General features: G+C 47.9%; 11 protein-coding genes and 1 riboswitch. Of the genes, 1 reads left to right on the top strand and 10 read right to left on the bottom strand.

Translation table 11 applies throughout. The features are described from left to right. Positions 1 to 39: 39 nt before the first annotated feature. The 6 genes from NSQ68_RS20825 to NSQ68_RS20850 form a co-directional block, all read right to left on the bottom strand. On the bottom strand, positions 40 to 708 hold the full coding sequence (locus NSQ68_RS20825) for a methionine ABC transporter permease (RefSeq protein ID WP_342427074.1): 669 nt from the start codon (positions 706 to 708) through the stop codon (positions 40 to 42). Next, positions 705 to 1,727: an ATP-binding cassette domain-containing protein gene (locus tag NSQ68_RS20830; protein ID WP_342427075.1), complete on the bottom strand. Its 1,023-nt coding sequence runs from the start codon at positions 1,725 to 1,727 to the stop codon at positions 705 to 707. Before NSQ68_RS20830 ends, NSQ68_RS20825 begins: the two co-directional genes overlap by 4 nt. Positions 1,728 to 1,863: 136 nt before the next feature. Further along, positions 1,864 to 2,003: riboswitch (SAM riboswitch) on the bottom strand. 125 nt (positions 2,004 to 2,128) lie between these two features. After that, the gene (locus tag NSQ68_RS20835) at positions 2,129 to 2,854 is read right to left on the bottom strand and encodes a Cthe_2314 family HEPN domain-containing protein (protein ID WP_029518219.1); all 726 of its coding nucleotides are present in this window, start codon (positions 2,852 to 2,854) and stop codon (positions 2,129 to 2,131) included. A gap of 51 nt (positions 2,855 to 2,905) precedes the next feature. Further along, entirely contained in the window at positions 2,906 to 4,672 is a 1,767-nt protein-coding gene (locus tag NSQ68_RS20840) for a UbiD family decarboxylase (RefSeq protein ID WP_342427076.1), read from the bottom strand. A 129-nt stretch (positions 4,673 to 4,801) separates the two neighbouring features. Further along, positions 4,802 to 5,731 (bottom strand): COX15/CtaA family protein, encoded by a 930-nt coding sequence (locus tag NSQ68_RS20845; protein WP_307353232.1) that lies wholly within the window; start codon positions 5,729 to 5,731, stop codon positions 4,802 to 4,804. A 215-nt stretch (positions 5,732 to 5,946) separates the two neighbouring features. Beyond that, positions 5,947 to 6,291 (bottom strand): thioredoxin family protein, encoded by a 345-nt coding sequence (locus NSQ68_RS20850; protein WP_342427077.1) that lies wholly within the window; start codon positions 6,289 to 6,291, stop codon positions 5,947 to 5,949. A gap of 236 nt (positions 6,292 to 6,527) precedes the next feature. Between NSQ68_RS20850 and NSQ68_RS20855 the strand changes: the two genes are divergently transcribed. Continuing rightward, entirely contained in the window at positions 6,528 to 7,817 is a 1,290-nt protein-coding gene (locus NSQ68_RS20855; protein ID WP_342427078.1) for a DUF2515 family protein, read from the top strand. A gap of 17 nt (positions 7,818 to 7,834) precedes the next feature. On the opposite strand, the gene NSQ68_RS20860 is transcribed toward NSQ68_RS20855, so the two are convergent. The 4 genes from NSQ68_RS20860 to NSQ68_RS20875 all read right to left on the bottom strand — a co-directional run bounded on the left by NSQ68_RS20860 (position 7,835) and on the right by NSQ68_RS20875 (position 13,049). Beyond that, the gene (locus tag NSQ68_RS20860; RefSeq protein WP_342427079.1) at positions 7,835 to 9,469 is read right to left on the bottom strand and encodes a polysaccharide biosynthesis protein; all 1,635 of its coding nucleotides are present in this window, start codon (positions 9,467 to 9,469) and stop codon (positions 7,835 to 7,837) included. A gap of 138 nt (positions 9,470 to 9,607) precedes the next feature. Further along, a complete protein-coding gene (locus NSQ68_RS20865; protein WP_342427080.1) occupies positions 9,608 to 10,087 on the bottom strand; it encodes a DUF456 family protein in 480 nt (159 codons plus the stop codon). Between the two features lie 51 nt (positions 10,088 to 10,138). Further along, the gene (locus tag NSQ68_RS20870) at positions 10,139 to 10,888 is read right to left on the bottom strand and encodes a Cof-type HAD-IIB family hydrolase (RefSeq protein WP_342427081.1); all 750 of its coding nucleotides are present in this window, start codon (positions 10,886 to 10,888) and stop codon (positions 10,139 to 10,141) included. An 82-nt stretch (positions 10,889 to 10,970) separates the two neighbouring features. Next, entirely contained in the window at positions 10,971 to 13,049 is a 2,079-nt protein-coding gene (locus tag NSQ68_RS20875) for a penicillin-binding transpeptidase domain-containing protein (protein WP_342427082.1), read from the bottom strand. Positions 13,050 to 13,107: the final 58 nt, after the last annotated feature.

A 13,107-nucleotide genomic window follows, 5' to 3' on the forward strand; every position in this document is an offset into this window, starting at 1 on the left:
GCAGACGTCCTGATCAATAAGGATATCTATATGTTTTCCCTATTTTCGAGTATAATGCCGCACGAGGCGATCTCCCGCCATTTGCAGCAATTGTACCAATACAACCATCAGCACGACCGCAACGATCATGACAGCCGTTTCATAACGATAATAGCCGTAGTTGATAGCCAGTGTACCTAGTCCACCGCCCCCGATCATCCCGGACATTGCCGTGTAGGATACGAGTGTAACGACGGTAATGGTTAATGCGGCGAGCAGACCCGGAAGTGCCTCACGTAACAGCACACGCCGGATAATTTGTCCTGTCGAGGCACCCATCGCTTGAGCGGCTTCAATGACACCCTTGTCCACTTCACGCAGAGACGTTTCGACAAGACGTGCGAAGAATGGGGCAGCCCCGATAACCAATGGCGGGATGGTTCCCAACACCCCGGTCGAGGTACCTACCAGCGATCGTGTAAAAGGAATAAGTGCAACGATCAAAATGATGAATGGTACGGAACGCAAAATGTTAACGACGAAGGATAACACAATATATATCACCTTCATCAGAGTCAACGAGGAGCGGCTCGCCAGAAACAATAATATGCCGAGCGGCAAACCAATAATGAGGGTGAACAATGCGGATGCACCGAGCATCTGAAGGGTTTCCAGAGTAGAATTCCCTAGCTCTTCCCAACTCACTTGTGAAAAATCAAGTTCGCTCATTGTCCGATCACCTCCACATCAAGTCCTTGCCCAGACACTTCGCGCAGCGTATGCTCTATATCCTCATGGTTTCCTTCAAAACGAACGATTAGCTGACCATAGGGTACATTTTTAATGGTAGATATGGTTCCCTGCAAGATCGCAAAATCAACCCCAGTGCTTCGAGCCGTACGCGACAGAATCGCATCATATGTTTTGCTGCCCAAGAAGGAGATACGCACCACCTGCGCCGACTCGCCGCCACCTGCTGCCGCAATCGCTGCTTGCAACTCCTCGGGATGTTCTGACTCCCGCTGAATAAAGTCCTTGGTAACCTGGTGCTGCGGCTTCAAAAATACTTCCGCCACCGGACCTTGCTCCACGATGTCGCCCTGATGAATGACGCCAACTTTATCACAAATGCTTTGAATGACATGCATTTCATGTGTAATCAGCACGATGGTTAGATTAAAGCGCTGATTAATATCGAGCAGCAATTTCAGGATAGACCCCGTCGTCTGCGGATCAAGCGCAGAAGTCGCTTCGTCACACAGCAATACATGAGGATCACTAGCCAACGCCCGCGCAATTCCTACCCGCTGTTTCTGTCCACCTGAGAGCTGTGACGGATATTTTCCACTGTGCTCTTCGAGACCCACCAGTTCCAGCAGTTCACGGACCTTCTGGTCCAACTTCTGCTTGGGCGTGTTTACCAGCCGCAACGGAAATGCAATATTGTCATATACAGTCGCCGAAGACAACAAATTAAAATGCTGAAAAATCATTCCGATTTTTCGGCGCTGCATTTGTAACTGGGATTGACTCACAGTAGTGAGGTTTACCCCGTCTACCCATACTTCACCTGAAGTAGGGCGTTCCAATAAATTAATACAGCGGATCAATGTACTTTTCCCCGCTCCGGAGTGACCAATCACTCCGAATATTTCTCCACGCTTTATAGAAAGGTTCAACCCAGACAGCGCATTAACGCGTCGGGTGCCTTTGCCATAATGTTTGGTTAACTGCTTAAGCTCTATCAACGTGCTGCGACCCCCTTCACTTCTTCCTTACCCTTTTAACCAGTTGTCATCTCTCAGGATTGTATAAAATCGCTATTTATTTATACAAAAAAGAGCCCCTTTCACAGAATGAAAAGGGCCCCACCTTGCGATCCTTTTCTCATCTGCCAAAATCGCTATAACTCTAGCGGTTTTGTAGGAATTAGCACCATCATGTTCCCTCCCAGTGTATTACACCGGGAAAGAACGGGTTGCCGGGCTTCATCGGGCCAGTCCCTCCACCTCTCTGGATAAGAAAAATATGTTAAACTCCAGCTTTAGCTGTCCGTTAAGTTTATATAAAAAAACATAATTCAAGCATTTTTCTGAAACTAGGTTTCAGTATAGATAGTTTACATTGCTTTGTCAAAGGATATTTTCTATCATATTTTTGGGCGTACTGCCCGGTTCTTCCATTGTTTCGCAGTATAAGTAAAGGCGATTGACAACGACCGACACACCATTTCCAAGCCCTGCTGCAAATCTTCCAAATGGTGATCAAGATCCTCCAGTTGGATTTTTCCATACAAAGCTCGGTGTCGTTGCCAGAGATCATCTTGCATTTCTGTATTCATATAGTGTATCTCCGTATTTCGCCGCTTACGCAGCCGATTGATCGCATCGTTGTATGTATCCTTGATATCATATAAATTATCGGTCAATACAGGATGCATTTTGAGATACTTGAGCTGCCGCAACACGGTAAAATACGAATAATGCGCCTTATACTGTCCTGTTTTTAAATCATACAGATCATTCAGCCAGTTGCCCAGCTTATCCAGAATGGAAAATACCCTCACAAACCCATCTTTATAAAAGAAAACATACAATGCATAGTCGGATTTTTCATCCTCACTCATATCTTCAGCATATCCGGCTTTTACTTTCATACGGAAAAAGGCGGCAGCATGATGGCTCTGCTCCAGTTCATCCAGAGATGACATTAGACCGCGTGTCAAAATATCCGCCTTCCGAAAATCGTGGGTCGGATCTCCACCAGCCTGAATTTGCCGTTCCAGCAGGTTCAACATATCTGACATGCTATTCATGGCATCTAGCAGGATGCCCTTGTTAACACGCGGCGGCTCACCCAGTAGCTTGCGTATCATGCTTACGCCTCCTTATAAATGTAAAATCCGGCTGTAGGTTTAATTAGGGCGTCAAGCGAAATAACTTGTCCATCGTTGATCTACAAGCTTAACAATATCCTCACGCGGTAACACCTCATCCGGATACCCCGGCTTCATACGCGCATCCACTACAATCGGCAGCTTATAGTTCAGATGGTGCAAACGCACTTCGCTGTCCGCGTACATATCCGTAGCCGGGTTAAAGCGAGTGAATACCGTCCACAGGAACGAGGCTTGAGAGCGAACGACTTCCTTGGCATCATCCACGATAAAGACAAGCGGCCACTCTTGCTCACCCGCAGCTAATCGCTCCAAAACACGTGCCGCCAGCTCAGGCTCTTGCTCAAAAGACGCACCCGATACGACGAGGCAACCTCCGCAATAGGGCTCGATTTCACGAATCCCCGGCAAATCGCCTCCCTCATAAGCACGAGGCAATTCACGTACAGGCTCACCTATTCCCATCAGGATCGCCTTGCTGCCATGATTCAGCTTGCGGCCTGTGTAATCGAGTGTATCGTGTGACGTGTGATTGAAAATAAACAAATCTCTGGCTGGATTAAATCGCTCTAGAATGGTTTCCAGCAGCAGGTTAAAGTCAGATAAATCAATGACTCGATCCGTCAGCATCAGGAACTTGGTCAACGATAATTGACCTTGACCCAAAATAGTAAAACCGGATACAAGCGCTTCACGGGAGTAGCTTTCACGTACGACTGCCGCTGCCAGCGCATGTACGCCCGTTTCCGCATACGCCCACAGAGACTTGACGGAAGGCATCACAAGCGGATAGGCAGGCGACAGCAGACGTTGCAAAAACTCACCGAGATAGTAGTCTTCTTGCCGAGGCTTCCCTACAATGGTTGCCGGATAAATGGCATCCTTGCGGTGGTGCATATGTTTGACATGAAATACAGGGAAATCATGCTGTAATGAATAATATCCAAAATGATCACCAAACGGGCCTTCTGGACGGCGTTCATAAGGTGGCACATAACCGCTGATTGCAAATTCTGCTTCTGCTGGAATCCGATGACCCCCAAGCGGGTCCTCTGTCATGGGCAGCTTGCCTCCCATAATAAGCGAAGCCAGCAACAGCTCAGGCAAGTTTTCCGGTGCTGGAGCAATGGCAGACGCAATCAGGGCAGGCGGGCCACCGATGATAATCGTCGTAGGCAACGGCTCATTACGCAGCTCCGCTTCATGATAATGGAAACCGCCGCCTTTATGAATTTGCCAGTGAATGCCTGTCGTCTGATCATCATAAATCTGAATGCGGTACATCCCCAGATTATGGTCCTTGGGCTGACCTGGCTTCTCGGTATATACGAGTGGAAGGGTAATAAACGGCCCTCCATCCTCATGCCAACTGGTCACTTTAGGCAGTGGTGCCAACGGAGCCTCAGTACGGCGAACTCCCAATACAGGGGCCTCGCTATGAGATACTGTTTTTAGTCCTACTTTTAGCATGTCCTTAATCAGGTCACGTTCATTCCATAATGCTTTGGGTGTAGGTGGAAACAATGTTTTGGTTGCTCCTACAATCGCATCCATTAGTTGCTCTGGACGAGGGCCAAAAGCCATGTCCACACGGCGATTCGTGCCAAACAGATTACTGGCTACAGGAAACGGGGTTCCTTTTACATTCGTGAACAGCAATGCCGGCCCTTCTTCCTCAATAACTCTTCGATGAATCTCAGCCAGCTCCAAGTAAGGATCGACAGGTGCCTCTATAATTTTAAGATGATTTTCTTTACGCAGCGCTTCAATAAATTGGCGCAAATTCTGGTAGATCAACTGGACGATTCCTCCTAAGCAAATCAAGCCCTCGAGAAACTCGTGGGCCTGGTTTGTTTCTTATATGCTATTATACGTGTTTAAACGCCTCTTGGGCAAAAATCCGCTTTACTACGATTCATGAAATGCTTAGGTACGTTGTGCTTGGGTCGAAACAAACTTGCGGTCCGGTGACAATTGCCATACACGATAGCTTAGATAAGCCAAGATGGAGAACAACGATGCAATCACCAGCATATGTCCCAGCACGATAAACATGTAGATTTCAGGTCTGTTGACGTACAACAAGATAATTCCAATCACCACTTGAAGCAAGATTAACAAGACCGATACGACACCCAATATACGGATATCCCGGTGATTCGGGTGATAACGGTATGCGTAGTGACCCACAGCCAAGATAATGACGAACAGCAGACCGGCTGAAATCTGATGAAGCAGCAGTGGAGATATGAAGCCCCCAATATTTACAACCTTCTGGATGACCGAGTGACTAAGCAACGCCCCTGAATAGACAGCAATATAGGTATAGATCGTCGATAGCCAAATAAAGTTACGAAACCCCCGACTGACAGGCCCAGGAATCAGACGCGGAGTGTGGCGTGAGTCCGCATGCTCCTGCCAGGCCCCCAGCGTCATCATAGTCGCACTGGCAAAAGCGATAAGCGCAAAGCCAAAATGCAGCCCCATGACTGCAGCCGATTGGGAGAAGATAACAGCCAACGCCCCCATTGCCCCTTGTATGATCACAAACAAGAGCGTGAGCAGCGAGAATAGCTGTAAATCCTTCCGATGCTTCATAAACAGCAAAAAGCCAACAAACGAGGCGATAGAAAGAATCCCGGCCATGGCACTGACGGAGCGATGAGAGAATTCAATAAGGGATGCGATCGTATGTGCCGGAACCAACTTACCATTGCACAGCGGGAATTCCCGGCCACAGCCGAGACCCGAATCCGTCCGCGTCACGACACCTCCACCGAAGGTAGCCAAAAACATGACAATACATGTTACGAGTGCCAGCCATTTTAATATTCTAATTTTGTTATTCAAATTCACCCGTATCCTTCCAAATATAATATTTATTCACTTTATATGTTGTGAAATGATCACTTATAGTAATTATAACTGATATATCGTTCCTTGACATACGAGCTTTGTTGACAAAATGTGAACGTGTCCGTGAGAAAGCCGCCCCCTTGAAAGGAAGCGGCTTTCTGAATGTCTTGATGTTTAAAATTCACTTTGTAACCTTCATGCATGCACAGCATTCATTATTTTGCCAAGCTCGCGTGGACTTCAACAGCCCGATCCAAAAATTGCTCGATTTCCTCGCGGGATTTGCGCAGTCTGTTTACCAGACGTACCAGTTCTCGCCCTTCACTGTAAGCGATAAAGCTAGGAATCCCCAATACATTCTGCTCTTGACTGACGCTTTCAGCCTGTTCTACATCAATCTCAATTAATGTAAGCTTATCTGCATATTGTAGTTCCACATCAGGCATGAACGGATCAATAAAATGACAATCCCCACACCAGTCCGCCTTAAACACAGCCACCGTAACGCCCGGAGTAGATATTGCCTTATTAAAGTCTTCATGAGAGACGATTTTTTGCATGGATGATTCCTCCTTAAATTCTTTTTGTGCTGAAGAGATTGCACTTTCTATTGTAACGCCAAGTGAAACTTTTGCACACTCCCCCATTCTGCCTACATACCGATTGGAAGCCCTCTCATTGAGGCATACTAAAGATATACTTAAGAATCCACATAAGCGACGACATCCTAACAGCATACCCAACATACTTGGCAGGATACGGGGATGCTTGCAGTTGGAAAGGAGGTTATTTAGTCATGTCTCTTACCGAATGGCTCCACACAGCATCCCGGCAGCTTCAAGGAGGACTAAAGTTACTGGGTTCCGTTCCCCGTGTTGCAGAGGAAGCTTGGGAAGGCAAACGGGCAGCCTGGACCGAATCCCGCAAATTACGCTACCCCTTGCGTGAGCTATCGTGGGATTATCATACGGCACAGGCCGCTATGAATGAAGCTGAAGCTTTAATGCTGGTGAACGGACCCGCTACGCGTCCCGCTTCTCTGAATATGCCCTTATGCGAAACAGACTGTGAGTTGCTGGAGCGGATCAAGAACGATACAGCACAGGAGAATCGCAGCAACGTCACCCGCACTGCCGCTTACCTTGAATGCTATCGTGGCTACCCGGAGTTACACTGGGCATTACTGGCCCACCTGGTTTCTCGTAATGGCGGCTATCATATGACCGATCTGAAAGGGGGACTGATTGGCAACCTATTCGGCGAACAGGAAAAGGATTGGCTGTATCGGCTACTGGAGCGCTGTAACGCCCTTATTTTTCAAGACGCTTATCCGCAGTTGCAACTTTACATGCACAGCCGTCATTTGGGCCGGAGTTGCTTTCATTTGTTGCCTTATTTTCACGTTTCGCCATTCATGAAGCCCTTTTGGGAACGTTTCTGGGCTTGGCGTGATAGCTCTCTGTTGACTGTGGCGCTCATCATTAATGAACAAAACTATATTGAAGGACGTGTGGTAAAAGATCCGTATTTTCAAAAATTTGTGACACACAAGCCGGGCTTTTATTTGCATGACTGGCTCCAGCTTAATCAGGTTATTTTTCCACTTGGGCTGAACGGTGGACTTGCTGGACTAGTGATGGAGCGTTTCGGCCATTTGGATGAGCGGATCGGCTTTGGCAAAAGTCTCTATGCTATGCTCTTCGGCCATCAGCAGGTGCTGGACCAGGCATCAGCATTCGCTAACAGTGTGCCGCATACGGGTTCACGCAGCGACTATTGGCCTGGACTGTTCACCCCGAATGAACAAAAAGCGTTGCACTCTCCAGATGAAAGTGCAACGCTTTTAGCACATGAATGGCTACCGCCAGGACAACGTCTGTACAGCCCCGAGCTGAACGCCGTCTGGTCCGATACAGCTTATGATCCAATTCCCCGGTATGACTGGTTTCAGGACGGCTCCACACTTGGGCATCTCAGCGAACCAAGGCGACCGCTGTTATTTGCCATGCGCCACGAGCATCGCCATGGCATCCAAAAAACAGCAATGGCCCACGTTGCCCATAACAGCTTGCAACCTTTCCACTGAAAGACTGGAGAGCTCTTTTAGCCTCGCTGTCCTGTGGACTCACGCTGTAGGCGCATTAACGGACGTAGTACCTTTTGCAACATACGTGGGTAATTGCCCAGCTCGTCCCTGCGCAATACGCGCAGTACAACCAGCAACAACAAGTAGCATACCAGTACAACTGCTCCGGCAATGCAGCACGCGATCAAGAAGGCCACACGCGCAGGTATCAGATGCACCAGCAGAATACAGGCTTCATTTACAGCGTATCCGATAGCTCCCGAGACGACGACTGCGGTTAAGAACCCTGCCCAGCGACGGCCCATGATGGAAAAGGAGACGATCCCTTTAAGCACACGCAAATTCAGCAACGTGATCACGAGGAAACATAATCCGGTTGCGGCAATGATCCCGTAAATCCCAAGCCAACCAGCCAGCAGCCAGCTCGCTGCAAATTTGACGATGATACCGACCATGACATTAACCATTGAAATACGCGGCTTGCCCATACCGATCAATATCGAATTAGAAGTCATCATCGTAATCTGGAATATCGTTCCGAGTGTCAGAACAGCGATGATACCACTGCCTCCAAGCGAGCTAAACAGTAAACCATTAATAGAATAGGCGGTTACACATAAAGCCAGCACAATCGGCATTCCAGTCAAAATAGAGATACGCAAAGCCAGCGTCATCTGATTTTGTAAATGCTGCTCATCCTTACGGGCAAATGCCGCTGAAATGATCGGAATGAGCGATTGACTGAGCGCAATGGCCAAAATGGGCGGGATTCCCGCCACACTCTGTGCCCGAGAGCCTAGATAACCCAACTGAGTAGTCGCCTGATCCAATCCCACTTGACCTGACAGCAGTCTCACCACAATCGACGTATCAATAAAGTTGACCGCTGGAACCGTCAGAGACGACAGAACAATCGGAATGGAAAGCTTGAAAATATCTTTGTAAATGCGCAGCATCGGTAGCGCGGAGCTTTCCTCTTGGAATTGATCTTGACGATCCTGTCGATCCTGGCGACGTAATTTCACCGTATAGTACAACATGACCGCCAGAGCGCCAAGACTTCCCATGACACCACCAAAGGAGGCCCCAGCCGCAACCTCGCGATCTCCATAACCCAGCTTCAAAATAATAAAGGCGAGTACAATAGCAGTCGCTACCCGTGCAACCTGCTCCACAATTTGTGAAATACCGCCTGCGGTCATATTACCGCGCCCTTGAAAATATCCACGCATCATGGCAATGGCAGGGAACAGCAGTAATGCTGGTGCCAAAGCCTGAATGGCCAAAGCAGATTGCGGAACCCCTGCTACATGCTCGGCAAAATAAGGCGCTCCAAAATACAGCAGCGCTGTAATGATAATGCCTGCCGCGGCTGCGAATATCAAAGCCGCACGATACACACGTCGCGCTTCCGAAGGCCGATCCAGTGCATAACGTTCTGAAACCATTTTGCTCAATGTGCTTGGAATGCCGGCCGTAGCCACTGTGAGCAACATCAAATAAGCGTTGTTCGCAATAGTAAACGAGGCATTCCCGACGGAACCGAGCAGATGCTCCAATGGAACACGCTGTACCAGACCAAGCACTCTGGCCACCAAGGCGGCAGCGGCTAAAATAAGCGTACCTTTAAGGAATGTTTCTTTATTGGACAAAATGCGTTCCCTTCTTTCTTGCTGTTCACACGCATGCAAAAGCCCCGCACAAACAGTCATGGCCTGAGCCATCACCGGTGCGGAGCCGCATGTCGATTCTGTCTCTGCAAATCATAATAAACGAAAACAAATCTCGGGTCATAACACCCAAATCAAGAATACAATAATCATGGCAAGCTGCAAAATCACTTTCATCACGGTGCTGGTAAAAAGGCCCAACACAGAGCCAAAGCCCACTTTAATAGCTCGATCCAGCGGTGCTTTGCCAATCAGCTCACCCAGTACAGCGCCGATAAATGGTCCCAAAATCAGGCCAAATGCCGGAATAACGAAGGGGCCAATAATAATCCCAACAGTGCTGAGGATTGCTGACAGACGCGAGCCGCCAAATCGCTTGACTCCCCACGCATTCACAGCATAATCCGCAACAAAAAGGGCAACGACGATTAGTGTTTGTATAATCCAGAATAATTTATTATATGAAGCAAACGAGAAAAACCAGCCGTACACAAAAAACGCAAAATAGATGGCGAGCGCCCCCGGCAATACGGGATATACCGCCCCGGCCATGCCCACAATGAACAGCACAATAACAACAATCCAGCCTACAACGTCCATGGGCCTCCTCCTTCTCGTCCATTCATCCTGCTTGCTGCATTATTCGTTTTATTACACAAGCACATAATCACGGATCATTTCTACAATGCCGTCGTCATTGTTCGAAGCCACGACCACATCAGCGGCTTCTTTAACCGTATCCTGAGCATTACCCATTGCTACGCCCAGTCCAACCGCTTGAATCACAGCCAGGTCATTCAGACTGTCGCCAACGGCAACCACCTGCTCCAGAGTAATGCCAAGCAGGTCGCACACTTCAGCGATTCCACTGGCTTTGGATATACCAGCTGGGTTAATTTCCAGATTTGTCATCGAAGAATTGGAGATTTCAAGTCCACCCATGTCCTGCAGCTTAAGCAAAATTTGGTGGCGAATTTCGTCATTTTCCGTATTATAACCGAATTTGAGCCATTCCTGTGTGTCCAATGTATCCGGCCAACGATCCCTATTATATAATTCCTCCGTTGAGTAAGCCCAGAACCAGGAGCCTGTGTCTACAGCAATCTGGTGCATCTTACGAACGAGCTCCTTATCAAGTAAATAACGACGCCACAACTCGTGGGGTGATTTCCACACCTCACTGCCGTTTACGGTGACCATGGGCGTCTCCAGTCCGAGTTGCTGGCCGTAAGGCAGAGCATGCATGGCTGCACGTCCGGTGGATAAGCATACATGAATCCCTTCCTGAATCGCCTTGTTAATCCAGTTAATCGTTTCCAGGGAAATTTCATGATTATCATTCAGTAAAGTTCCATCCATGTCGAGCGCAAGCAGTTTGTATTTATATTGGTTTTCTCCCATCGTCTCTCTTCCTCCTGTATGTCCCTTATGTCCAACGACATTTTACCATGAAAAAGAGAAGCCCACAAAAGTATTCAAGTCCTTACTTTGCTGCCAGAGGCTTTTTAGGAGTACCATCTAGTCCATATACTTCGTCATACGCATCAAATATTTTACGCGCAACCGGTCCTCCGCTCGTCGCACCAAAACCCCCTTCAGGAATGATGACCGCTACTGCCAGCTTCGGATTTTGACGCGGAGCAAAAGCGATGAACACCCCGTTATCTTTAACCGTACGTCCCACCACCTGCTGGGAAGTCCCCGTTTTGCGGGCATAATCATAAGGAAATCCATTAAAGGCTTTAACATCCGTGGCCATACCTCGAATCACTGTATTCCAGTACGTATCTGAAAAAGCTACCTCATTCAGCACCTTCGGCTTAAATTCACGTACAAGATTCCCCTGATCATCTACAATTTTGCTGACCAAATGAGGCTGCATACGCTTGCCCTTTGTTGCCAGCACAGTCGTATACTGGGCCAGCTGCATGGCCGTATACTTTCCCTGCTGACCAAAGGATGCCTGTACCAAACGTGTCAACGCACTTTCCTTTTTGCTCGTATACTCAAGTCTGCCTGCCCACTCGCCCGGCAGATCTACTTCTGTCGGTACACCTAATCCAAATTCCTTCATATACTTGTCCCATACATCAATTCCCTGATGCATCCCTGTATTACTTCCATATTTGGCATACAGCGGCTTGCCGATCATATCCACCATAAACGGATTCGACGAGACCTCAATTGCCCTGCTAGGTGTCAAAGAACCATACACATGTCCGCCTGAATTCCCAACCCGGCTGGAGCGATTTTTGCCGTAGTACGCACTTCCCGTATCCTGATAAGTCTGCCCGGGGGAAAACAGGTTTTCCTTCAACCCGATCAGCACGGTCAGCGGTTTAATGGTTGAACCCAGAATCACCGAGGATTCTGGATGTGGACCCGCTTTTCCGCTAGGTACGGATTTAATGGTTCCATTTCCCATTTTATGCTGAATTTCGTCATATACCGAAGGCGAGGTACTCCCACTTTTCCATACATTAGAGTCATAATCCGGCATACTGGCCATTGCCACGACATTTCCGGTCTCTACCTCCATCGCTACAGCGAAGCCAGTGGTCGCGTCTTGATGAAGCTTCCCCGATACGGCATGAGTATGAAGCCAGCGAAGCTGATCCATAATGGCCTGTTCCGTTTTCTGCTGAATTTCCTTGTTGATGGTGGAGTATAGATGATATCCTTTTTCCGGAGGAGTAATGGATTCAATACCCTCCGGCATGCTGCGCGGATTGACTTCTACCGTTTTATATCCGTTTTTTCCTCTCAGCTCATCCTGGTACTGAAGCTCCAAGCCATCATATCCGACCGTTTCACTTTCCGAATAAACCTGTGCCGGTTTTAAAACCTCCGAATTAGCTTCATAGAGCTCTTTATATTTGGGCCGGTTCGTTCGAGCTCCTTTGAACTTGTACATATATCCAATCGTTTGTACCGCCACCCGATCCGGGTCATAATGGCGTACACTTTCTTCTACAACCTCTACACCAGGGAACTCTGTCCGATGCTCCAGAAAATAAGCGATTTCCTCCCGACTCAGGTCGGATTTGACCAAACGCGGGGTAAATCCCCTATATTGATTATAATCCGGGTCCAGTCGCTTTTTTATTTCCTCTGCATTAAGCTGCTCTCCTTCATTACGACCCAGTTCGTTTAATTTGGTAGCAAGCTTGGCAGCAAAAGCATTGAGCTCAGGGAGCAGCTTTTCCCCCGGCTTGCGGTCTTTCTCCGTACGTTTGCTATAATCCTTAGATAAAGTTACATACAAGGACTGTACTGAAGTCGAATACGCCAGCTTAACCGTACCTGTGGAGTCATAAATCGTGCCGCGACTCGGGGCTAACGGGACATTTTTCGTATTTACGGATTGCTGCTGTCCCTTCAGCTCCTCAGATTGTACAAACTGCAATACAGCTAGTCTGGTAATGATCAGGGCAAACAGCACAAAAGCACTAAAAAACAGTAGGTTGGTTCGTAAAACCGTCCGTTTTTTTCGTGACTCTTCATTCTCTTCATGATTTTTCTTTTTGAATGAAAACTTTTTATCCAAACTTCCTCTATCCATATTAGCTGGTCATTACTCCTTTCAAATTAGGTTTCTATATTCCTGATCCTACCATATC

The sequence above is a fragment of the Paenibacillus sp. FSL L8-0158 genome, assembly GCF_038592965.1.
Lineage (GTDB): Bacteria > Bacillota > Bacilli > Paenibacillales > Paenibacillaceae > Paenibacillus > Paenibacillus polymyxa_D.